This is a genomic window from Corynebacterium sp. NML130628 (assembly GCF_001875665.1).
GTDB lineage: Bacteria > Actinomycetota > Actinomycetes > Mycobacteriales > Mycobacteriaceae > Corynebacterium.
On sequence record NZ_MLAL01000011.1, the window covers coordinates 58528 to 83374 of the forward strand.

10 protein-coding genes and 1 pseudogene are annotated in these 24847 nt (G+C 56.0%); 9 read left to right on the top strand and 2 right to left on the bottom strand.

The window, feature by feature from the left end; genetic code table 11:
- Positions 1–323: 323 nt before the first annotated feature.
- From BJP07_RS01895 to BJP07_RS01935, 8 genes are all read left to right on the top strand, one after another.
- The gene (locus tag BJP07_RS01895) at positions 324–2729 is read left to right on the top strand and encodes a DUF262 domain-containing protein (protein ID WP_071565800.1); all 2406 of its coding nucleotides are present in this window, start codon (positions 324–326) and stop codon (positions 2727–2729) included.
- 204 nt (positions 2730–2933) lie between these two features.
- Complete coding sequence (locus BJP07_RS01900; RefSeq protein ID WP_071565801.1) at positions 2934–5879, top strand: SNF2-related protein; 2946 nt, start codon at positions 2934–2936, stop codon at positions 5877–5879.
- Positions 5880–5901: 22 nt separating this feature from the next.
- A complete protein-coding gene (locus BJP07_RS01905; protein WP_255365897.1) occupies positions 5902–7872 on the top strand; it encodes a site-specific DNA-methyltransferase in 1971 nt (656 codons plus the stop codon).
- Between the two features lie 9 nt (positions 7873–7881).
- Complete coding sequence (locus BJP07_RS01910; protein ID WP_071565803.1) at positions 7882–10815, top strand: DEAD/DEAH box helicase family protein; 2934 nt, start codon at positions 7882–7884, stop codon at positions 10813–10815.
- A gap of 218 nt (positions 10816–11033) precedes the next feature.
- The gene (locus BJP07_RS11560) at positions 11034–11240 is read left to right on the top strand and encodes a hypothetical protein (RefSeq protein WP_369822307.1); all 207 of its coding nucleotides are present in this window, start codon (positions 11034–11036) and stop codon (positions 11238–11240) included.
- A 239-nt stretch (positions 11241–11479) separates the two neighbouring features.
- Positions 11480–14929 carry a hypothetical protein gene (locus BJP07_RS01925; protein WP_143109635.1) on the top strand — a complete coding sequence of 1150 codons (3450 nt, stop codon included), beginning with the start codon at positions 11480–11482 and terminating at the stop codon, positions 14927–14929.
- Positions 14926–19689 carry a DEAD/DEAH box helicase gene (locus tag BJP07_RS01930; RefSeq protein WP_083584029.1) on the top strand — a complete coding sequence of 1588 codons (4764 nt, stop codon included), beginning with the start codon at positions 14926–14928 and terminating at the stop codon, positions 19687–19689. Before BJP07_RS01925 ends, BJP07_RS01930 begins: the two co-directional genes overlap by 4 nt.
- 186 nt (positions 19690–19875) lie before the next feature.
- Positions 19876–20781 (top strand): Abi family protein, encoded by a 906-nt coding sequence (locus tag BJP07_RS01935; RefSeq protein WP_071565806.1) that lies wholly within the window; start codon positions 19876–19878, stop codon positions 20779–20781.
- 199 nt (positions 20782–20980) lie between these two features.
- Here the strand turns inward: BJP07_RS01935 and BJP07_RS01940 are convergent, their stop codons facing one another.
- Complete coding sequence (locus BJP07_RS01940; protein ID WP_255365898.1) at positions 20981–21385, bottom strand: hypothetical protein; 405 nt, start codon at positions 21383–21385, stop codon at positions 20981–20983.
- A 333-nt stretch (positions 21386–21718) separates the two neighbouring features.
- Between BJP07_RS01940 and BJP07_RS10970 the strand changes: the two are divergent.
- Positions 21719–23008, top strand: a pseudogene (locus tag BJP07_RS10970) (ISL3 family transposase).
- Between the two features lie 265 nt (positions 23009–23273).
- Here BJP07_RS10970 and BJP07_RS01950 read toward each other — a convergent pair.
- On the bottom strand, positions 23274–24398 hold the full coding sequence (locus tag BJP07_RS01950) for a YPDG domain-containing protein (RefSeq protein ID WP_071565807.1): 1125 nt from the start codon (positions 24396–24398) through the stop codon (positions 23274–23276).
- Positions 24399–24847: the final 449 nt, after the last annotated feature.

A 24847-nucleotide genomic window follows, 5' to 3' on the forward strand; every position in this document is an offset into this window, starting at 1 on the left:
TACACTGAGATCGACCGGATTCTGCGGCGCATGCCAACGACAGCGTTCGCCCCGCCCCAAACCGTGCTCCCCACCGAAGTGATGAGGGACTCAGGCGACTTCACCGGGCGGTGGATCGTTGCCTCACTATGTTGCATGCCGTTGTTATCGACGGCACGCTCGCCCAATGGGTGCGGAGGCTGGAGGCGTTCTGAGGTGGGGTGGGATGTTCGTCGAGCGCGAAGCCGGGAATTTGTGAACAGAATTGCAGATGGGAGTAACGGCACCGCATCGCCCCAACTACACTGAGTCCAACCGCACCTACAACGAACAAAGGGGCTTCCATGCAAGGCGCACGACCGATCATCCAAGTGTTTGACGGCCAGCATCGTGAGTTGGTTATTCCCGTATATCAGCGCAATTACGACTGGCAGACGAAGCATTGCGCGCAGCTCTTCGATGACTTGGAGGAGATTATTCGTGAGGGTCGGGAGGCTCACTTCTTTGGCGCGATTGTGGGCGGAGGAACGTCGTTTGAGTGGTTAGTTATCGACGGCCAGCAGCGCCTCACCACCGTCAGTATCTTGATGCTCGCGTTGGCGAAGGCGATCGAGAACGGGGACATCCGGGCTGATGACGAATCCTTGGGCGTGAAGATTGTCGATTCCTTCCTCATGATCGGTGATCAACGGCAGGAGGTTCGGTTCAAGCTCAAGCCGGTCAAGGATGACAAGAAGGCGTACGACGCGCTGTTTGGGGAGCCGTCGGGGTACGTGGCTGCTTCAAATATCACGTCGAACTTCAAATACTTCCAGGACCGGCTGCGGGCGACGAAATATACGGCGGATGAGATTTGGGGGGCCGTCGAAAAGCTGCAGGTGATGCTGCTCGAGCTGGACAAAGATGATGACCCACAGCGAATCTTTGAGTCGCTGAACTCGACGGGCTTGGACCTGACTGAGGCCGATAAGGTGCGCAACTTCATTCTGATGGGGCACGCGCCGAAGGTGCAGGAGAAGCTCTACGAGGACTTGTGGAACCCCATTGAGATGAATGCGAAGTTCCGAACTTCGGCGTTTATTCGCTGGTATCTCACGACGAAGAATTCTCGTACGCCTCGCGAGAAGGATGTGTACGAGGAATTCAAACGCTTCGCAAAGCGCCAAGGCACCGAAACAAAGGAGGTGTTGGAGGAGCTTCACGAGTTTTCGCGATACTACAGGGAGATTCAGGAATCGAGTACCGGGTTTGCGCAGGCAGATCGGATTCTGCGACGCATGCAGCCCATTCTCGGCGGTGTGACCTTGCCGTTCCTGATGCCCGTGCTACGCGACGTCCACGCCGGTCGCATCACTGAGGATGATTTCTGCGACGTGCTTCGCATCACTGAGTCGTTTATTGCGCGCCGCTTCATCATCGAGATGGCGACGAACTCGTTGAATAAGATTTTTGCGACGGCCTACTCCGAGATCACGAAACTGCGTAAAGAGGATGACCGGTTCGCTGACGTATACGCGTATGTGCTGGGGCGACGCACAGGCAACGGCCGTATCCCTACCGATAGTGAGGTACAAGCCGCGCTGGAAACGCGCAATATGTACAGCATCAAGGCCCAGTGGCGGAACTACATTTACGACGTCCTCGAGAACGGCAACTCGCGTGATACCCGCGACATCGCCCAAAACCTCGAAAACGGCGACATTTCCATCGAGCACATCATGCCGCAAACGCTGAGCGAAGAATGGAAAACAACGCTCGGGCCTGACGCTGAACGCATCCATAGCGAGTGGTTACACCGCATCGGCAACCTGACCGTGACCGGCTACAACTCCAGCTACTCCAACAAGCCATTTGCCGTAAAGAAAGCCACCGACAAAGGCTTCGATTCCTCCCCGTACCGCCTCAACCGCAGACTCAAAGAGGCCACGACCTGGGGCGAAGCCGAGATGCAGCAACGCACGGAAGACACCGTCACCGCGGCCCTGGACTACTGGCGCATGCCAACGACAACGTTCACCCCGCCCCAAACCGTGCTCCCCACCGAAGTGATGGGGGACTCCGGCGAGTTCACCGGGCGTTGGATCGTCGGGTTCCAATACCAAGACCTCTCCAAAACAGTAGGGAGCTGGGTAGACATGGTTGTTGCCCTGCTGCAGCACCTCCTTCGCGACCACCGCTCCGAACTACTCGCCCTCTCCAACGACGCCGCGCTACTGCACACCGAGTTCGACCCCGCGCACCTACCACGCGGCCGCCGAGTTGTCGACGACGCGCTCGCCGTCGACGTCGGCAACAGCACCTCGGCAAAAATGGGGCTGCTGCGCTTCATCTTCGACCGGCTCGACCTGGACACCAACGACCTCGAGTTCCGGTTCCGAGCCACCGAGCAAGATGCAGCAGACGAGGCGGAGGAACCTGCATCAAAATACGCCGGGCTGCTGAAATTCGTCGCGGAGATGGACGAAGCCGCCGAGTTGCAGGCACCGCTGGAGGACACTGAGGCGCTTCGGGCACAGTTCACGGAGGAGTTTGCGAAGTACGCGCCGGAGGCGCTGGACTCGAGGGTTTCGACTTTGACGCTGCAGCAAATCGCCGAGCAGGTGCCGACGGAAACAGCCACGGAGCTGCAGGCGCTTTCGGTTCTTCAGAAGATCATCCAGGCAGCTCGGTTAGTTGGGCCTACCACGATCCACGACGCGATTATCGACGGCACCCTCGCCCAATGGGTGCGGAGGCTGGAGGCGTTCTGAAGTGGCTGTCACAGGGATGCGTCGGCGAGGTCTGTTGGGGTAGGGATAGCCGCCACGAGCAGAGTCGGGAATTTGTGAACAGAATTGCAGATGGGAGTAATAGGAGTAGGGAGGTTGGGATCTCCGCATTCCCCAATCACGCCCCGCCCGCTACAGTACAATGACGCAGATACATTCAAGCGGTTTTACTACATCAGGAAATTTATGATTCAGAGCCCTGACCAGTCTGTACCGGAGAGCCCACGCCAGGAGAACCCCGGAATCTCCTTCGGGATGCACCTTTCCAGACATCAAGCGAAGTATTTCGCGCATGAGCTTGAGCGAAGTTATGCCAATGACCATGTCGGCAAGCTTGCAGGACTGCTTTTCGACGCCCAGGTGGAACCCAAGCCTCACCAGATTGAGGCAGCACTATTCGCGCTGAAGGGCAACGCGACAAGGGGCGTCGTGTTGGCCGATGAGGTCGGCCTCGGTAAGACGATCGAGGCGGGCATTGTTATTACGCAGTATTGGGCGGAGCGTAAACGTCGTATCCTGATCGTTGCTCCTGCCAGCCTCCGGCAGCAGTGGAAGCAGGAGCTGTACGAAAAGTTCTTGATCCCGTCCGAACTACTCGACTCCAAGTCCAAGGCAACACTCCTGTCCAACAAGGCCGGCGGTCAGGTATTGATTGCTTCCTACGAGTTTGTCCAGCAGAACAAGGCGGATCTGATGCGTCCGTGGGACTTAGTCGTTGCCGACGAGGCTCACCGACTGCGCAACTTTTACAAGGGCAAGAAGCACGCCAAAGTGGCGCATTCGGTCGGTGAGGTTTTTGATGGCGCGAGCAAGGTAGTGCTGCTCACGGCTACTCCACTGCAGAATCGTCTTGAAGAGATCTACGGGCTTGTCTCTATTTTTGACCCGGAGTACTTCCGGTCGATCGATGTTTTCCGCGAACGCTATGTAAAAACGGGGAGCGCCGAATTCAGCCCAGATGACTTGGCGGAGCGCGTCGGTCAGTTGACAAAGCGCACCCTGCGTCGAGATGCGGAGAAGTACATCCGATTCACCAAGCGAGACCCATTGACGGTGAAGTTCCAGCCTTCGCAGGCGGAGCTGGATCTTTATGACCTGGTGAATGCCTACCTCCAGCGTGACACCTTGTATGCGTTCAATGACTCGCAGCGAGCGCTTTCTTCGCAGGTGATGCGCAAGCGGCTGGGTTCCTCGACGTATGCCGTGGGAATTACGCTTCGTAGAACAGCGAATCGCCTGGCCGAGGAACTAGCCGCAGGCCAGCCACACGACGATCGTATGCCACTGTTCGATTTTGATAGCGACATGCTTGATGAAGAGCAGGCAGCATATGAGGCGGTTGGGGAGCTCGTGGAGAAGCACGAGGACTGGTCGGACCCGAAAGTCCGCAAGAAAGTGCAGAGCGAGATTGATGAGCTCAGAGAGTACGCAACGCTCGCGGAATCGATTCACCAGAATCAGAAGTCGCTGAAATTGGGGGAGGCCATTGAGCGTGGCTTCGCGCGGCTGCGTGAGGTCGGTGCCCCTGAGAAGGCCATCATCTTCACCGAGTACAGCGACACCCAGAACTTCATCGCGGAAACGCTGCGGCAAGCAGGATACGGGGAAGGGCTGGTACTGTTCAACGGCCAAAACGATTCGCCTGAGGCGACTGCGATTTATCAAGAGTGGCTCACAAAGAATGATGGTAGCGACGTCATTACCGGCAACCCGGCGGCGGATCGTCGAAAAGCTCTTGTTGATTACTTCCGTGACTCCGGCTCGATCATGATCGCGACCGAAGCGGCATCCGAAGGCATCAACCTGCAGTTTTGCTCAATGCTGATCAACTACGACCTGCCGTGGAACCCACAGCGGGTGGAACAGCGTATCGGCCGCATTCACCGCTATGGCCAGAAGCACGACGTTGTCATCGTCAATTTCTTCAATGAGGGCAACGCGGCTGAGGCGCGCATCTTGGAGCTGCTCGAGAACAAATTCCACCTCTTCGATAGCGTCTTTGGCGCCAGTGACGAGGTGCTGGGTCGCATTGAGAGTGGCTTCGATTTCGCCCAGGAGATTGCGAAGATCTACGACAGCTACCGCACTGCTGACGAGATCAATCAGGCGTTCCAAGAGCTTGAGAAGAAGTACGCCGCCACTGTAAGCAAGGACATGGCTGAGGCGAAGGCGAAGGTCTTCGACAACCTTGATCCGTCAGTGCGTGATCGCTTGAAGTCCTACGACGAACAGTTTGGTGAGGTACTGAACAAGTTCGAGCGGCTGCTCCTCCTCCTGACCATTCACGGTTTACAAGGCAAGGCCACGTTTGAAGGCGACGGACGCAACTTCGTCCTGAACACACCACCGGCTGCCGGTATTGCGGCTGGCCGCTACCACTTCAAGTCCTCGCCAAGCGGCAATTCCAAGCAGTACCGCTATCACAGTGATCTTGCGAAGTACGTCATCGATGGCGCCCTGGAAGCGGACACGCCGTGCCAGACGCTCGTGTTCGACATCAGTCAGTCGGACCGCGTCAGCTCCCGCATGAAGGAACTGGCCGGACAGTCTGGATCCCTGGTTGTTCGGGGTTTGACATTCAGGATGAAGGCCAACGACAGCGATATTTCCGAGAGCTACTTACTCGCTGCAGGCATCACCGATTCAGGCGAAGTACTGAACCAAGAAGATGCAGCAGAGATGATGGATCTGCGCGTTGTCGACACGTTGGATATAGCTGGGCCGCTCAACGCGGACCTTTTTGCGGCAGCGATCGAACAGCAGCGGGATTCTCTGGAGAAGGAAGTCCAGCACCGCAACTCGAGCTACTACAACCAGCAAGAAGAACTGCTTGAAAGTCAGATCCTTGACCGCGACACGGAGCGCAGGAAATCTGTCCGCGAGCTTGAGAAGAAGAGAAAAGACCTGCGCAGGAAAGCTACTCAAGCCGACGATCCGATGGAGCAGCTGAGGTTCAAGAAGAAGGCTCGAAATCTTGACGACGAGATCGATTCGATCGAGGACAAATATCGAAAAGAGAAGCGAAACCTGCGCGACAATGTCGACGAGTTGCTTATTCTGATTAGACAGTCGCTTCAAGGCAAGAGGTTTGAGAAAGAGCTGTTCACTATCCGGTGGCAGATCAAGGCGTAAACGAAGGTAGTCAAAAGGAAGAATGATGAGCGAAGAGCGAGACATGATCAACGAAGTTCCTGGCAGCAGCCCTAATTTCCGTACCGAGTTAGCCGAGCAGCTCGCCGAGTTGGTGCCGGAAGCGGTTGCCGACGGCAAAATTGACGTCGAAAAACTCAAAGAATTACTAGGGGGGGGGGACGTAGCAGACACCAGCGAACGCTTCGGCCTGTTCTGGCCAGGTAAGAAACGCGCGATGCGCGCAGCGCAGACCCCGACGACTGCGACGCTTCGCCCGGATAAGGAAAACTCCAAAGACTGGGACACCACAAAGAACGTCTTTATCGAGGGCGACAACCTCGAAGTGCTGAAGATCCTGCAGAAGCACTACCACGGCAAGATCAAGATGATTTACATCGATCCGCCGTACAACACCGGCAAAGACTTCGTGTACCCCGACAACTACAAAGAGGGCCTACAGACCTACCTCGAATGGTCTAAGCAGGTCAACGAAGACGGCAAGAAGCTGTCGACTAACGCTGATGCTGACGGGCGCTATCATTCGAATTGGCTGAATATGCTATACCCGCGACTGAAACTCGCTAGAAATCTTCTCGCTGAAGATGGTGTCGTTTTTATTTCAATCGATGATAACGAACTGAATACTTTAGTTTCAATCGGCCGTGAAATTTTTGGAGAACAGAACTACGTTGGCACCCTTTCTTGGTCAAAGAAGCGTAAAGGCAGCTTTCTATCAAAGAAGATCGTGTCAATGCACGAGTATGTCGTGTGCTTTTCGCGCCGACCTGACGTCCAGCTAGTAGGTGGAAAGGCCGATGCCAAGGAATCACAACCATTGGTTAAACGGACAAATACCGTCTCGAAACTTACTTTTCCCGCTAGTGTTGTCCGGACCAAACTTCCAGATGGTCTGCTTGGACCTGGCATTTACGGCGAGGGCAGCAGTGCTGTGGAGCTACTAGGAGAAGTTGCAATCAAGAACGGGGTCATGATCAATGAGTTCAGCCTCCAAGGACCGTTTGTTTGGTCTCAAGAAACGCTAAATGCCCAAATTCGACAAGGTGCGCGAATCATAATTAACACCGAAAAATTGCAACCCCGAGCTTTTAAAGCAGAGTCGGACGATAACCTGAAAGGGCTTTCGTCAATAATAAACGGACTCGAGCTTGGCGCTACCAATGAAGACGCTTATGAGTACTCCAAATCTCTATTTGCAGTAGAAAAAGTCCTTGATTATCCCAAACCCGTGAATCTACTCATCCATCTAATCCGTGCTGCAACTTTTAAAGATAAAGATGCGATCATCATGGACTTTTTCGCGGGATCAGGTACAACTGCTGATGCTTTAATGCGACTCAACGCGATAGATGGAGGAAACCGCAAATTTATCTTGGTGCAGCTGCCGGAACCCACGCCAGAAAAATCTGAAGCAAGTAGATCAGGTTTCAAAACGATTCCAGAGATCTCACGTCAGCGTTTGGTACTAGCTAGCGAGCAGATTGAAAATGAGCTTGGCGAGCAAATAGCCAAGCGCGACGAACCGCTAGACACTGGTCTCCGCTCATACAAGCTCGCAGACACCAACTTCACCAAGTGGCGCAGCGACTCTGACACCGACGCGACTGCGCTCGAACAACACCTGCTGGATCTCCGTGAAAGCGCCGACGACAACGCCACCCCTGATGATCTACTCACCGAGATTCTGATTAAGCAGGGTCACTCGTTAGTCGAGCAGATTCTTGACCGCGATATCGACGGTCTACCGTATAAAGCGGTGGTCCGAGTCGATGATGAAGACGGCGAAGAAGACACGCTAGTGCTCGCGTACCTCGACGAACACACCAAGCCAACCTTGGTGCAGCTTCGCGCAGCTCTGGAGGTCAAGCCTGCTCAGTTCATCATGCTCGAGGATGCGTTCCAAGGCGACGACCCGCTGAAAACCAACCTGGCGCAAATCTGCAAGACCAACGGTATCGAGCTCTGGACGGCGTAAAGGATCAACATGAAATTCAAGTTTGATGCCAAGCAGGAGTACCAGGTTCAAGCGATTGATTCGGTTACTGAGCTGTTCGAAGGCCAGCCGAACGACGCCGGAGACTTTCTCACAACGTTCCACACCGAACGAGTTCTGCCAGAGACCAGCAACCAAGCGCTTGACATAGATCTCAGTGAAGAGGCTGGGGCCGTCGGCAACAATTTCTTGCTGGATGAAGCAACTGTGCTCGAGAACCTCAAGGTCGTGCAAAATGAGCACGGGCTTGAACCAACAAAAGAGCTTATTGACGGCCTCCAGTTCGACATTGAGATGGAGACCGGCACCGGCAAAACCTATGTGTACCTCCGCACGATTTTTGAGCTGGCGGAGAAGTACAACTTCACCAAATTTGTCATTCTTGTGCCCAGCGTTGCGATCCGCGAAGGCGTGAAAACAAGCATCGAGCTGATGCACGATCACTTCCGTCAGCTGTACCCTGCGTTGCCGTTTGACTACATGGTCTATAGCGGTAAAAACGCTGAGGAAGTGCAATCCTTTGCGACGTCGACAAGCATTCAGATCATGATCATGACGATCGGCTCCGTGCGTGGCCGTGGAAACAACTTGATCATGAACCAAACCCGGGACAAGCTCAACGGGTTGCGCCCGATCGATTTCCTGCGCGCGACACGACCGATTCTGATCATGGATGAGCCGCAGAACATGGAGTCTGAGCTGTCCAAGACGGCTCTGGCAGGCATGGACCCGGCGTTCGTCCTCCGCTACAGTGCGACACACCGCGAAACGCGAAACCTTACTTACCGTTTGGACCCGGTAGACGCTCATGAGCTGGGCCTGGTCAAACAGATTGTTGTGGCGGAGGCGACGGAGCATGGGGGTGACGCCAAGCCATACATCAAACTTCTTTCCGTCGACAGCAATCCGTGGCAGGCGAGTCTCGAGTTGGTGTGCCGTAAGAAGGACGGATCGTTAGCCCGCCAGGTGAAGAAGGTGAAGCAGAACCAGGACCTCGAGAAGATCACGGGTAATCCCGCATACAACAATAACTGGCGGATCAATGAAATCAACCTTGACGGTCCAGGGTTTATCGAGCTGACCAACCACGGCATTCTCCAAGTCGGCGAAACGATCGGTGGCAACGACGAGACCGTGTACCGCGAAATGATCCGCGAAACCATCCGCGAGCACTTCCGCAAAGAATCGCTGATGCGACCGCTCGGCATCAAGGTACTGAGCCTCTTCTTCGTGGATAAAGTAGCCAGCTATCTGGGAGACGGCGCCGACAACACCACCGCCGACGGCAAGTTCGCCCAGTGGTTCGACGAGCTCTTCATTGAGGAACGAAACCGATTCCCACAGTACAAAGACCTACTTCCACAAGATCCGATTGAGCTGCGGCGCGCGTACTTCTCGCAGATCAAAAAGGGTGTCTACGGAGACACGTCAGGTGTCACAGCCAAGGATGACGACTCCTACGACCTCATCATGAAAGACAAGGCCCGTCTGCTGAGCGAAGACGAACCGGTTCGGTTCATCTTCTCCCACTCTGCGCTGCGCGAAGGCTGGGACAACCCGAACGTTTTCCAAATCTGTACTCTGCGCGAAATGGGTTCCGAGACCGAGCGCCGCCAAACCATCGGTCGCGGTCTGCGACTCCCTGTGAACCAGAACGGCGAGCGTGTAGCGGACCGCTCCGTTGCCCAACTCACCGTCGTCGCTAATGAGTCCTACCAAGAGTTCGCCACCAACCTCCAAAAGGAATACAAGAAGGCCGGTGTGGCGATTGGGTACATCCGCAAAGGCGACTTTGCCAAGCTGCCGAAACCCGACACGGAAGAGCAAGAAAACTTAGGGTTCGCCACATCCGCCGAGATCTGGGATCACCTGAAACAACGAGGCTTCCTGAACAAAGACGGCTACGTCACCGCATCCTTCACCCCGGATGCCGATGGCTTCTCCCTAGGCCTGGCGGCAGAGTACAGCCCCGTGGAAGAGGCGGTCATCGAGGTACTGCGCCGTGCGAATATTGAGCATTACGTAAAGCCGAAGCGTGCTCGAACGACGCGCAAGCTGAACAAGCAGCTGTACTTCCGATCGCGCGAATTCGAAGATTTTTGGGAGAAGATTAGTCAACGCACGACCTACAGCGTCTCAGTTGATCGCGATGTACTGATCAAGAACGCAGTGCAGAAGATCAAGAAGGCTGAAGAGATTGCGCCCCTTCGAATCGAAGTGAAGAAAGCCCGACTGACTGTCGCTCGCGGCGGCACCAAAGGCTCAGAAACAAGCAGCCGCACCGCCGAACTGCGCGGCGGGTACAAACTGCCGGATATCGTCTCTGAGCTCCAGGAAGCAACATCGCTCACGCGCAAAACGATCATCGACATCCTCATCCAGAGTGACCGCCTCGACGAGTTCATCGGCAACCCGAACGACTACATCAAGATGGTCAAAGGCATCATCGAAGCCGAACTCGCAGCAATCGTCACCGAAGGCGTCCAATACGAAAAGATCGGCGGCAGCGTATACTCGCTCACCGAACTTCAGCAAGACGGCATCGAAGAAAAGCAATACTTCCTGGACAACCTGTACAAGGTCAAGAACCGCGAGAAAACCGACTACGACTTCGTCGTCTATGACTCGGAGGCCGAGCGTCGGTTCGCCGCACTCCTCGACGACCGCGAAGACATCAAACTGTTCCTGAAGCTACCGCCGAAGTTCAAGATCGATACCCCGGTGGGGCCATACAACCCCGACTGGGCAATCGTGAAACAGGTAGACGGCGAAGACAAGTTGTACATGATCCGCGAAACAAAGAGCACGATGATCGAACATCTCCTGCGCACAACCGAGCAAGCTAAGATCGATGCCGCTCACGAACACTTCAAGACGATCGGGGTTGACTACGCGAAGGCGGCCCCGAGCAATTGGAATATCTAAATGTTGATTCAACGGCGGGGTGGAATGTAGTTCGCGCTGAGAGTCGAGATTTTGTGAACAGAATTGCGGATGGGTCGGTGGAGGCGGAGCTGGCGTCGAGACGCTGAGGCCCTAGACGTTGGCAACGTGACTATTGGCGATGCCCGTACTCGTATTCAAATCTCCAAAGAACTTGGATCAGCGACAATGCGAGCCGCTTCGCGGTCAAGGACTCACCGATTGCCAGAAACCCCTCTGTTTCCAACTGCAGGGCTGATACCCAGTCCAGAGTCACCGGGGCCAGTTCTGGGGAAAGCTCTTCGCGCGCCAATTTCAGCAGTGGTAAACACAATGACGTTGAAGCCAAGATTCGGCAGACACTCCAACAGCTGTGCGACAGCGAGTACATCGAATTTGTGAGCAGGGGAGTGTACCGGCGGGTGTAGGTAGAGAACGGGAGACCTCGATCAACGAACCCTCCAAGAATGTCCGACGCGGTAGCTAATATTTATATGTGTATGAAAACCGTATAGCCCGCAAACAGGACTTAGCCGAGCTTCTCAATGCTGTACCCACGACTGATACCGTGGTTGACCAGCTGCGGAGCGCTTCAAATGTTCTTGCCCGTGCCATCAGTGACCTCAGGGAGCCGTACCTCACCCGAGTCGAGGAGCCACAGTTTATTGTGGCCGATCTGTATATCGGCACGCGCGGGTTTGAAGTTCTCGACCAGCTTTTCAAACATTTGCTCGAAGCGACGGAAGGATCGGAAGAACAGGCCAAAGGGCTCATCGATAGGCACTCGATGGTGGTGCTTACTGCGCTGGTCCACCACGCGTTGATAAGCGGTGATGCATCATTCTGGGACAGCTTCCTGCACAAATTTCATTTGGGCGAAGATCACTGGCTTCCTCAGCTGACGCGTGATCGGTTACATTCCTGGCTCACAAGGGCACGGCTTGATCCCTTTGATGACGTTTCTTTTCGGGGACGTGATTACGTCGCAAAGATTTATTTGCATGCTGGGATCTCAGCGAAGGATGCGCAGACCGTCGTTGAGCTGATTCAAAAGCTCCATCGCGATGGGATGAGGTTCGGGGATGCCCACCAATTTGCGCAGTATGTGCACGGCGAAGCAGTCCGGCGCGACCTCCCGTTCACACTCCAGAACCTGCTGAAATACAGTGGCGAACGCGCCACGAACATTCTTGAGCGCTTCTACGAACTCGCAGAGTTCTCGCGTTCAACCCCTGCTTGGGAAGACGCGTTCGAGCCTGGCTATACCGCTTCTCTCCCTGAACCTGCGTTCACCACGGTTGTGGATCTGCTCGCCGGCCGCGAGCTGGTAACTCAAGAGGAGCCGATTGCTGCGAGGGCCGCTAAGCAGAGTGCCGCCCCAACGATTCACGTTGATCTGGAAAACGGGGTGATTGAGTTCGTTATCCCCGCTGTTCCGGCAATGGAAGATGTCGACGCCCATGAAATCAAGCACGCTTTCCTCTTTGATTCCCGACGCATCGAAATCTCCCAACCGCGCGACTACACCACGCTCGGGTTCCAGGAAGTCCGCGTCCCAATCAGCGAACAAACTCGGAACATTTATGACATCCGTGGTGGCAGCATCAAGAAGATCGCTCAGGTGTTGGATCCCGAACGGCCATTTCTGTTTCTCCGTCAAAGCGGGCAGTTGCGGAGAAATCAGAAAGAGTTGACCGGTTCTTCCGCGTATGTCCTCACGCCTGGCAGCGCGAAGCTTTCGAGCAACCACCCGGAAATCTCTTCTATACCTGTTGATGGCTGGCACGGGTGGCGCATCCGCCATCTTCGTCTGCGAAATGAACCTCTCAATATCCTTATCGGCTCGAAGCAACACACCATCCCGGTGAATCGCATTCGGACCCCGCAAACAGACTTCGCAGCCGTTGCACTCGAGCATGTTGTTGGGCTGAATCACCACCCAGTGCTGCACACCATCCCGTCAATTACCCTGCCCGACGACGGCGCAACCTGGACAATCAAATGTACCCACCGCGTCAATGGCACCCCTAGCTCTGAAGACTACGAAGTCTACGAGTACGAAGTAGAGGAGTACGGCACACCGATCCCGCTACTCGACGCCTGTGACGACCCTTGGGTCGGCGTATTCGACTACAGCGTTTTCCGGAACGGGAGTCTGAACGAGACCTACTCCATCAATATCGCCGAGGGGCTGAAAGCCTCCCTCACGTACCAATCCGCAGAGGCTCTGCCATACCGGATCCTCATACCCAAACCCGGGAAGAACTTTTCTTCAGGTGGCACGCTCAGCCCAGCGTTTGTAACGTTTGACGACGCAACCCACTCTGGCCTCCGACTTCCTTCAGCCAACAAGTGCACAGCACACAACGGCGTACCAAAGACGTTCCGAATCTCGAACGCAGCAGCCTCAGACACGTACTTCCTTGACGTTCAAGTCAACGCTCCGGCCATGGCATTCCGTATCCCCACGGTCGACAGGGCAAATGTATGGCGCTCCGAGCCGCTCACGTTCAACATCGACGACTTGGAGACCACCGGATTATTCGAGCTCCGCTTCCCGGAACCGGCCTTTGAAGTCAGCGCGCACATTATTGAAATGAAGGTAGGCACGCATCGCGTTCTCCGTAGCATCAACCTAAACTCCAGCTATAAGAAACACCGCTGGCAGACAAGCGTGACCAGCCTTACCGCCGGTTTGGAGAGTGGCCGGACCTACGTACTCGCAGTGAGCTGGTACAAGGAGACCGAATACGATGCATACGTTCGCCAGTACCCGAATCGCCGCGGCAAATTCCGGCCCGAGGAAGTGCAACGAACAAATATCTTCGCCCCCATCGCACGGCTGTCACGCGCAAAACTGCTCAGAAAAGTCAGAGTAGACGGTACCGAAGCAGTACTGACAGCGGGGCGGACAGCTGAACGCGGAATCGACCTCCGCGCCTGGCTCCTGTTCGAGCCCGAAGCCCCCGCGCAAGAGCTCAAGGTGCGGGGAAACACGGCTGAGCTACCGGAAACGCTGCTTGAGAAAGGCCCTATTATCTTCGACGCGAAAGAAAAGGCTTTCCTGTCTACATGGGCAACCCCGTTCCCATCGCGGCAGGCGTTCGTTGTGGATGACGGGACTGTGAACAGCTTTGTTGGCCCCCACAGCGCAGACATCTGGCTCTACCAGCCAGTGCCCAAAAACACCCTGCTACCGGGTGAACTTAAGAAAGTGTGGGAAACACGGAGGAAATTCCACCACGTCATCAGCGCAAAAACTGAGTCGATGATGGACTTCAATGAGGCCACACAGCTCCACCTGCGCCACGACCCACGCGCCTCGCTGGAGGTGCTCGACGCAACATCGCTGACACAGAATGAACAGGTTGCAATGCTGCTCGCCACCAGGCTGGTATATGACAGCTTCGCCTCACCAGAAACCAGCGGTCCATTCCACCCGGCTCCTTGGATTGCGGTGCTCCAGGAAATGAACGACCTATGCACCCTCCATGGGCGCACCGCCACCCCAGACACGCTTCAAGAAATACAAGCATCCCAGACTTTCTTGAAGAACACCGGCAAAGTGGCCTTCGACCTGCTCTATCGGCAAGGAAACCCATCCCAGATCTTCCAAGCCACCAATCGGGAACTGCAGCAACTCCCAATCATTCCTGGTGAGCGGCTGGCACGCCTCGATGAGCTGCTCAACGTCGTTGCGCTCGACCACGCGGTGCTGGACATTGCTGCGCGCATGATTGCTCATGCCGAACTCATCCGTGCACATGCACCACTAGACAGAATCTCGGACATTGCCACGCTCTTCAAGGAACTCCAGGGGGTGGAATACCTCATCGGTAATAAAGCCAGCCCTGATCTCTACCCCGCAATCACCACCCTGAACACGAACGGTTCACAAAGCAACGACTTGTGGTCAAAAGTCCCCTATGTGTCTTTAGTGTCCATGTTGCTGCTCCGCATGACCGCGCACGAACTGATCAAACCTATCCCATTCCTCACTGAACACCTCGACACCCTTGCCGAGCTAGCGCTCCACGCACCAAAACTCTTCATCTTCGATCTCGTCTACGCTGAGGCCGTAACGCTCTCCCTCACCAATAAGGACCTATCACTATGAGCAGCATCTTCGACCAAGTTTTCCAACCTACATCAACGCCGGTTGACGCCGAAGGGGAGCGTCGAAAAGCAATGGTGCACGAGGCGAACGCCACCTCACAGCACAACATCGACCCAGTAGAAGCCGCCTCCTCCATCAAAGATGACTACTACCGCTACCTGCGAACCCTGTTGCGCATGCGGCAACCAGACATCGCCGCGGCATTCGCTGACACCTTGCGCAACGATGCCTCCCTGGCGAAAGGCCCTATCCTCGAGCTGACACCGGCGTACGCCCCCGGCAAGACAGCCAACCAGCTCATCGACGAAGGCGTCCTCGCACCCGGATTCCGAGACCTCTCAGGCAGCTTCGACCTCGAGCGCCCCTTGTACGAACACCAGGAGCGCGCACTGCGCAAAGCGCAAGCCGGCAACAACATCATCGTCTCCACTGGTACCGGCTCCGGTAAAACCGAGAGCTTCCTGCTGCCCATCATCAGCGAGCTCCTCCGCCAGAGAGACGCTGGCAAACTCGGTCCTGGTGTGCGTGCGCTGCTGCTCTACCCCATGAACGCACTCGCGAATGACCAAGTCAAGAGGCTGCGCTCGCTTCTCGCAGATATCCCAGACATCACTTTCGGACGCTACACAGGCGACACCAAAACGACGCGCAAAGAGGCGCTCGAATACTACAAAGTCGTTGAGGGACACGACGCCGAGCCCATCCCAAACGAGCTCCTCTCGCGTGAAGAAATGCAGGAAACCCCGCCGCACATCCTGCTGACGAACTACGCCATGCTCGAATACCTCCTCCTACGGCCACGCGACACCGCCCTTTTCGACGGCGCACATGCCAACAACTGGCAGTTCATCGTGATCGACGAAGCACACGTCTACGCGGGCGCCCAAGGAAGTGAAGTGGCCATGCTGCTGCGACGCGTACGCGACCGCGTCTCACGCGACGTACCACTGCAGTGCATCGCCACCTCAGCATCGCTCGAAGGCGGAGATGAGCGCGTCACCGAGTTCGGCACCGAACTCTTCGGAGCGCCATTCAAACCCGAGAACGTCATCTACGCCACCAAAGTCAGCCACCCGACTGGGGCCACCTGGTCACTTACCCCCGAGCTTCTCAACGCCCCCTACGACACCGGCGAATGTCGCACCGCCGTGTATAACCAGGCCGAAGCGACAGGCACCAACGAATACGAAGCCCTGCAGCGAGAACAGCACGTAGTAAAACTACGAGAACTGCTGACCCAAGGCAGCCAACCCCTCGAAGACCTCGCCCGCAAACTCTGGCCAGACCTCGAACTGCGTCAGGCAATGCACCGCGTGCACAACATTGTGCTGCTGGCAGGGTCAATCACCCAATCCCAGCCGCAAGGAACCCCTGTGCTCTCAGCGCGCTACCACATGTTCATACGTGCAACCGAAGGCGCGTTCCTCTCCTATGCACCTGGGCTAGTTCCGCAGGTCCAAATCCAACGACACCTGCAAACAGAGGACGGACGGCCCGTCTACGAGATCGGCAGCTGTATCACATGCGGAGCAGTACACATCCGCGCCGAGCAAATCGACGGAACTCTCCAACCAACTGCATCCAGCTACGACTCACGCTCCCTCTATTGGGCGGTACTCAACCCAGACAGCGACATCGCTCTTTCCGACGACGACGACCAAGTACTCCAACCAACCCAAGCAACAGACACACACGCGGAAGTAAGCAAGTTGCACAAACTGTGCATGGCGTGCGGAACCATCAACCACAGCGACGCTACAGCCTGCAGAAACACTACATGCCACAGTAGTGACCTCGCACCGATCCGTCTGCTCCCCAACGATCGCTCCCTTACCTGTATCGTCTGCGGAGGCTCCCGCGAGGGGCAGATCCGGCGCCTGCTCACCGACAACAACGCAGCACCCGCAGTGCTCACCACATCGCTGTTCCAACTCTTACCGGAATCACGAGATGCTGAAACCCGTGCGCTGATCGGCGGAGGACGCAAACTGCTCACGTTCTCCGACTCCCGACAAGCTGCGGCATTCGCCGCACCGTACCTGGAGAACACCTACCAGCGTCTGCTCGAACGTCGCATCTTTGTAGAGGCCCTTCGCGCTACAGCCGGTGCGCCGGCCTCGCTCGACCAGATCACAGCCAAGGCGTGGCAAATCGCACGTGAGCACTCTATTTTCGAACAAGGGCTAAACACCACTGGGCAGCAACAAACCATCCACACGGCACTGTTCGCCGACCTGACCTCCGTCGCACGACGTCTCTCGCTCGAAGGCCTCGCGCTTGCAACAGTCCAGGTTAAGGACGAAACGCTCCAGACTATGCCACTGCTTGACCAGCTGACCACGCTGCTCAGCGAACACCTTCCAACTCATGAGGCACACGCCAGCGCAACCGCACTACTCAACGTCCTTGTCACCGAAATGCGACACCGCGGCGCCCTCATCGCTTCCGACAAAGTCGACCTTGACGACGACCGGCTCTCGCCAACCCACGGCCAGTACTCATTCCGCCTCGAAGGTGGGGGCGACCCAACCAACCGTGTCTACTCCTGGCTGCCTGCAACCGGACGGACAAACCGCCGTGAGCAGTACATTCGGAAGTTCCTTGCCAAAATCGGCGAGTCAGATGGCACCGGAGAGCGCGCCGAAACCCTGTTGCGCCTCGCATTCAAGGGACTACAGGCAGCCAGCATCATTGACCGCCCGAGTGTCAAAGCAGCCGGGTACGCCATTGTTCCCCAACAGCTAGAGATTCTGCACGGCCAGGACTCAGACTGGTACGAATGCGATACCTGCCGTACCGTCACCCCGTTTAACGTACTCAATCTGTGCACCAACGGTTCCTGCGACGGAACACTGCGTCCCCTCAACACCAGCAGCGACGTATTCCTGAGCCACCACTACCGCGACCTTGCAGAAAACATGGAGATCATCCCCCTTCGGGCAAAAGAACACACCGCGCAGTGGACCTCTGAAGTGGCCGCTGCAATCCAACAAGACTTCATCAAAGGCGCCCTCAACGTGTTGAGCTGTTCCACCACCTTCGAGCTCGGCGTCGACGTCGGTGATCTGCAGGCTGTGATCCTCCGAAACGTTCCACCCCGGACCGCGAACTACGTGCAACGCGCCGGACGCGCGGGGCGTCGGGCCGGCTCCGCCGCGTTCGTGCTCACATACGCCCGGCGCGCCTCGCACGACTTCTCCATCTTCACCGATCCACTCACCATGATCGACGGAGAAATGCCTGCACCGTTCATCACCACCGAAAATGTTCGCATCGATGAACGCCACATGTACTCGGTTGCTTTCGCGGCGTTCCTCAGGGACCAGGCTGAACGCGGGCGCGAATGGCACACCATCGGCGACTTCTTCCTCGGCACCGACCTCGTGCCCGAAGGACTCACGCACCTCGAGGACTACCTCGCCGACCTCCCCAGCGACATCACCGCTGCAAATCGAAGAATTTTCCCGGCCGCCGTGCACGATGCCCTCCGCATTGAATCCAAGGGCTGGATCCAGCCCTACCTCGACCTGTGGAAGAAAGAGTACGACGGCTTCAAACACGACCACAGCACCCTAGTGCAAGCCCGCGATGCGATGAGCGCTGAGCACAACTTCAAAGGCGCCCAAGCCGTCGACTACAGTATCAACACACTGGTCAGGCAGAACTTGCTCACATACCTGCCGCGCGTCAATCTCCTGCCAAAATACGGGTTCCCGGTAGACACCGTTGAGCTCCAAACCACGTTCAGCAACAGTGGTCAACAGCTCAATTTGTCCCGCGACCTGCAACTCGCTATCAGCGACTACGCCCCCGGCTCAAGCGTGATCGCCGGCGGTTACGAATGGACCTCCGGAGGACTGCGAACCATCCCGGAACGAGCCGTGCCCAACTATCACTGGGCACAGTGCCCACACTGTGAACACATCGAAACCTCAACCACCCCACTCGCAGATGACACCGTATGCTCCCGTTGCGACGCCCCACTGCCAATCCGAAGCGACCGCCAAATGATGCACCCGATCTTCGGGTTCATCGCGCAACGGGCAACCCGCCGGGCCAGAATGGTCCCGCCATCTAGCCGGTGGAACCGCGTCGAATTCGTCCGAGACTTCGGAGACGTAAACGCCACCAAGACCTACTCCTCCGAAGCGCATGGTGCCCATGCGGAAACCGCATCATGGAAGCGCACCGAAATGGGCATCATGGAGCAAGGACCCCAAAAGCGTGGCTTCAAGATCTGCGAACGCTGCGGCTACGCCACCAACGAAGCCAAGTACCCCAAGCAACACACCAACCCGCGCAACGGGCGCCACTGCACCGGACGGCTAGAAGTGAAAACGCTCGGACACTTCTTCCAAACGGATATCGCGACAATATCCATCCCCTCATGCCGCGACCACGACTTCGAACCATGGCGAAGTGCGCTCTACGCCCTCATCGAAGCATCCTCCGAGCTCCTCGAGATCAACAGAGACGACCTCAACGGCACCATCGCGATATGGCAAGACCGACCAACCATGGTCCTCTACGACACCGTCCCCGGCGGCGCCGGAATCAGCCAAAAGATCTTCGAACACATGCCAGAAGTTGCCACAGCAGCGCTGAAAAGAGTGCAGCAATGCAGCTGTGGCATCGACACGTCCTGTTACCAGTGCCTCCGTTCCTACTCCAACCAGAGATACCACGAAGAGCTACGCCGCGAAGACGCAATCCGCCTCCTCAGTGAACTGGTCCGTGCAACTGGGGGAGAGACCGAGTAATAGTGACCAGCAGGTGCGCCAGGGGACGAGGCGAGGTGGGCGGAGCTGGCGTTACTGAGTAGACATTGTCAACTGAGTTGACAATGTCTACTCAGTAACGTTTATAATGCCTACAACAGAAACCCCCTCCGAGCTTCTCATTAGAACAGCGTCATATGAGAGGGGGGCTTTTGATATTCTAGCTCGATGAACCGACGTAAAATATTTTTCCCTGTCGAGCAGCAAGCATCCTTATTAGCAAAGCGGGGTCTACTTCTTCCTCAGAGAAGTGAGGCCCAGACGTTCCTGACGCGACATAACTACTACCGCTTCTCGGGCTACATGCGCTATTTTCAAACCGACTTAGCCAGTGGCAACACCGCGTTTAAGCCAGGAACACATTGGGATGAAATAGCCGACATCTATTACTTAGACTCAACGCTTCGCACTTACCTCCTACGAGGAATCCAAGCTGCGGAAGTTGCTATTAGGAGCGCATTTTCCCTCAGCGAATGCTCACTGCATTCGCCCTATGAACAGTACCTTCAGACCAACGCCTACAAACCTCCGAAAAGCAACAGAGTTCAACCTGCCGATGTTCTTATTTCCAGTGAACTGGACCGCTCAAGGGAACCTTTTATACAGAAATACCGGGACGATACTTCGCGGACAGATAATGATTGGAAAAAGGATGTTCCAGTTTGGGCAGCCGTAGAGGCCCTTTCTCTTGGAACGCTCTCCAAAGCTATCCAGTTCCGAAATGACGGCAACGCGGTTTACAGCGAAACCTGCAAGATTTTGGAAGTACGTAAACCATTCCTCGCCACGCAAATGCGGTCATTCACGTTTACCAGGAATAAGTGTGCACACTCATCCCGTCTCTGGAACAGCTATGTGCTCGATCAACCCTCCATACCTCGCGGCGCGAAGCAGAGAGCAAACGAACGCCTCGGTGGTACCTACGACGCCAATTCAGTTATGGCAGTGATCATCGCGCTCGACTTCTTCCTGGAGCGGACAAAGCTACAATCCGGGTTCCTAGATGGATACTTGAAACTCGTCGAAGACTCCCCGGCCTTCCACCACGGCATCACGCACCCCCGCCATTCTTAGAGTGCTGCGTCCTTCCACCAACGCGATGCGTTCGTGTTGAGGCCGCCGCCAGAGGCTAGTTGGGCGAAGCCGGCGTCAACAAGTCGAAAAGCAGTCGTTCGTTGATCTGCAGAACCTTGGCAAACGATGCGGCACCGCGCACAACCCCAAGAAGGGTAACACCTAATCCCTTGGATGCCGTCCTTCGAGGTTCGGACTGTTAGTCGAAGTAGTGCTCGACGTCGATGGAGCCGCCGGCGGCTTCGAATTCGTCCTTCACTGCCTTGCGCAGGTCAGCGTCGGTCAGGAAGTCCAGCGCGACTTGAGCCAGCCCGTAGGCGCCGTCGACTGCACCGCGGTCGCCCTTTTCGGTGCCGACGGATGCCTCGAACTCGCGGGTGTGCAGCGCCTGATCCTCGTTCGCGACCTTGATCAGCGGGTGGATACCCGGGACTCGGTAGGACTCGTTGCCGAAGTCCGTTGATGCAGCAAGGATCTCGGACACGACGCCGCGCGGAAGCGGCTCGCGGCCACGGCGACGCTGCGCCTCGACCCAGCGGGAAACCAGTTGATCGTTCGCACGAATACCGAGGGTTGCGGGGCTGTAGTTGTTGCGACCGGCCATTTGGTAGCAGTGCCGTGACTATCTGGTAGCGCTGTGCATCCTTGCACGTTCATACTTCCGGTAGCCATACCACACGGGTGTGGCATCAACTGGAAGGAGTCCGCTCATGACAGATTACCGCGCGATAATGACGTTGCTAGCATAATCTTGCTCTTCACCGCCGTGGGGAGGAGTTTGAACAGCAGCGAAAAGCCCCAAAGTCAAGAATCTCGACTGCTCCCCATATCGGCAAATCGCCGCCGTATTGGATGAAGTGACGCTGTATGAAGTCCTCGTGCTTCGCCTGGCTTATGAGCAACTCATACACCACCTACGCGGACTTGCCCCGATACCATCTGCCGCACCGCAGAACGGGGAGCTACTATCACCGGTGCCGCAGAAAACGGTGATGTCACTGTTATTAAAACCGAGCCCGTCGAGCCCATCAATGACTGCCCCACGTGCGGGCAGCCTGGAGTATTCCGCGACCACGTCATCCGCAGCCTGGTCAATCTGCCCATCGTCGGCTACCCAACACGCCTTCATGTGCGCCTTCCACGCTACCGGTGCACCAACAAGCGCTGCTTGCAGAAGATCTTCCGCGTTGGCCTTGCCTGCGCGCCCAACAAATCAAAGACACGGACACAGTGACCCGCTGGATCCTGCAACGACTCTGCCCAGATCGGATGAGCGTTGCCGCTGCAACCAAGCCATGAGGCCTGAGGCGGGATACCACCAACGCCTTGGCCTTAGCCGCTGTTCGCGACTTGATCTACAACGACGAGCACTACCTCGAGGGAGTCAAGGTCATCAGTGTTGATGAGCAACGCTGGTCGCACAACCGACGCAAATGGCGCGACGGATGCGTCACCGTCATCGTCGATGTGACCGACCACCACGACAAGGATGGAAACGTCATCCGCCCCGCCCGGCTTCTTGACGTTGTGCCCGGCAGAAGCGCTGACGCGTTACGAACATGGCTGAGTAATCAAAGCGAGCAGTTTTGCGATCAGGTCAAAATCATCACTATGGGCGGCTTCCAAGGCTATGCCACCGCCGCTGGCGAAGTCATTTTGAAAGCCACCCAAGTCATGGACCCGTTGCACGTTGTACGCCTGGCCGGTCACAAGCTCACCAAGTGTCGTACCAGGCTCCAGTTGGAAACAACAGACCGGCGTGGCCGGAGCAACAACCCGCTCTACCGCAATCGGAAAACGCTGTTGACCACCGTGCATCTACTCACCGACAAGCAGCGCGGGAGGCGTGAGGAACTGTTTGACTTCGACGACGACTACTCGCCGCTGAAAGAGACCTGGAACTACTACCAACAAGTCATTAGCTGCTACAACAACCCCGACAAGCAAGCAGCCAAGAAAGCCATGAGCCTGCTCATTGACACGCTTGTTGGCATGAAAGACGTCGGGATCGCTGAGATCGCGCAGCCGGGCAGGACCATGAACAAGCGCCGCAAGGACATCCTTCGCCTACTTCGACCACAAAGTATCCAACGGGCCCGTCGAAGCCATCAACGGCCGCCTAGAATTCCTACGCGGCATCGCCCTCGGCTTCCGCAACCTTAACCACTACATCTTGCGATGCCTCATCCACGTTGCCAACATCCGACGCAAAACCAGTGCACTCTAAAACCGGAAGATCCAGTAAAGCCCCGCGTGACGCGGGCGAACATTCCAGGTAGGGCGTGTGCTTATGGCAGCATTGCGGCGATGTTAGCTGGCAACGCCGGCTTCACCGGCCGCTCTGAAGGCCGCGCCGCAGTCGCGACGGCCGTCGTGTGGAAGGCCGATCCAGATAATTAACTCTGGGGTCGGTAGCTGCGCGATAATAGCTCTGAATTGCAAAAGCGGGGCTCGTTAGAGTCCCGCTTTTGCAATGAATCAAGTCTTAGAATTTAGAACGGAAACTTGATTCCCATGTTGGAAGCTGCGAATGAGCCAAGACCAAGGATTCCGAGAATCGTGCCGATAACACCCATGACTATGCCGATGATGGAGCCCGTCGAGCTCGCGTCATCAGAACCATTGTTGTTTGGCGTTTGAGCCTTCGTGGCAGTCGGTTGTGTGGTTACGGTTACTGGGGCTGCGGTTAACGTAGTGGTTTCGGGTGATGCGGTTACCGTGGTTGGGGCAGGCTGCTTGGTGACGGTGCTGGGTTCCTCTGTGATTGTTGAGGGCTCGGCTGCCTTCGTGACAGTGGGAGTCGTTGTGACCGTTACGGTTGCCAGAGTGCTGGTGACCGTGCTGGTGGGCACCTCGGGATTCGGCTGGATGGACTGGAGCGAACTTGAAACTTTTACCTTTACGTCGTCGCCGGTCTTATCTGGATATGTGTATCGAACGAGGAGTTCAATGCTATCGGCTTCCTTAGTCGGCGCAGTGACGGAAATGGCGCCGGTGTTTTCATTGAAGGAAATCTTCCAGCCATTGGCCTCAAGCGCGGTTTTCATGTCGCTTGTCAGCATCAGACGCCTGGTCGTGCCTTCAGGGAAGTCATATCCAGGAAGTCCACTGCCAGCGCTGAGCGTAGCGCTTTGACCAGCCTCGAGCGTGAGATCTTCGTACTTAGGCTGGAAAGTATAGGTGTCAGGGACGCTGCAGAGCATCTTGAAGTTGACGTACTCAAAGGAACCATCGGGGTAATCGACGAGTACCGAGGGATAAATATAGCGATTTCCGGGGATCGTCCAACCTGCGTAATTTCCTTCTCCGCCATCGACTGTTTGGGTGAGTACAGAAAGCCCATATGACTGGTCGTAGACGTGCGCGTAGCAGCCCTCTTCCTTTACATATTCGCTGGGACCATCAGAAGTCTGAATTGTGAAGTGGGTACCTTCTGGGTAGTCCAAGACATCGAAATCAATGGTGTCAGGTTGGGAATCCCGAACTACACCGTCACCATCGATACGCGGTTGGTATTGATCTGCCATCGTCTCGGCTGCGGTTGCGGAAACCGACTGGAATCCGATTGCGGCAGCAACGAGAGGAACGATGGCGAGACAACGAGAGAACTTCTTCATGCGGTCTCCTTGAGAGACTAGAGAGTGAGTAGATTCTTTTGAATATTAATGCAGATGGAGTCGATCAGCCAGGTCCGTTGAAGGGGTGGAGCGAGAAGTCAGTTCAAGCATGCGAGGCACTAGCCCCTCTAACTTCTCGGGTTTAATTTTGATCATTTATATGCTAACCTCGGAACTGCAAATGGGAATCACGTAACTGTTCATGTTAGGTAAGTTCACCGGACATACTTTTACCTGTACTCCCATTCTACTTTTAGAGGCGCTCCCCATCATGGGTTGAGCGCCTCTTCTCCTTAGGCTTGGGGCTTAAGGGACATTTTGTGGGCTTAAGGGACATTTTGTGTGTAAATACGGCGTGTCGCGATAAGGGACATTTTGTGTGTAACTAGCTACGTCCAGCCCACCCTTTTCTCACGCCTAAGCTGGAGTTCCACTGACTATCAATGCCG

Excerpts from the sequence above, each read along its gene's own strand:
- BJP07_RS01905 (WP_255365897.1), top strand. The coding sequence starts at position 5,902 with ATGATGAGCGAAGAGCGAGACATGATCAACGAAGTTCCTGGCAGCAGC.
- BJP07_RS01940 (WP_255365898.1), bottom strand. The coding sequence starts at position 21,385 with ATGGCCGGTCGCAACAACTACAGCCCCGCAACCCTCGGTATTCGTGCG.
- BJP07_RS01935 (WP_071565806.1), top strand. The coding sequence starts at position 19,876 with ATGAACCGACGTAAAATATTTTTCCCTGTCGAGCAGCAAGCATCCTTA.
- BJP07_RS01950 (WP_071565807.1), bottom strand. The coding sequence starts at position 24,398 with ATGAAGAAGTTCTCTCGTTGTCTCGCCATCGTTCCTCTCGTTGCTGCC.
- BJP07_RS01895 (WP_071565800.1), top strand. The coding sequence starts at position 324 with ATGCAAGGCGCACGACCGATCATCCAAGTGTTTGACGGCCAGCATCGT.
- BJP07_RS01910 (WP_071565803.1), top strand. The coding sequence starts at position 7,882 with ATGAAATTCAAGTTTGATGCCAAGCAGGAGTACCAGGTTCAAGCGATT.
- BJP07_RS01900 (WP_071565801.1), top strand. The coding sequence starts at position 2,934 with ATGATTCAGAGCCCTGACCAGTCTGTACCGGAGAGCCCACGCCAGGAG.
- BJP07_RS01930 (WP_083584029.1), top strand. The coding sequence starts at position 14,926 with ATGAGCAGCATCTTCGACCAAGTTTTCCAACCTACATCAACGCCGGTT.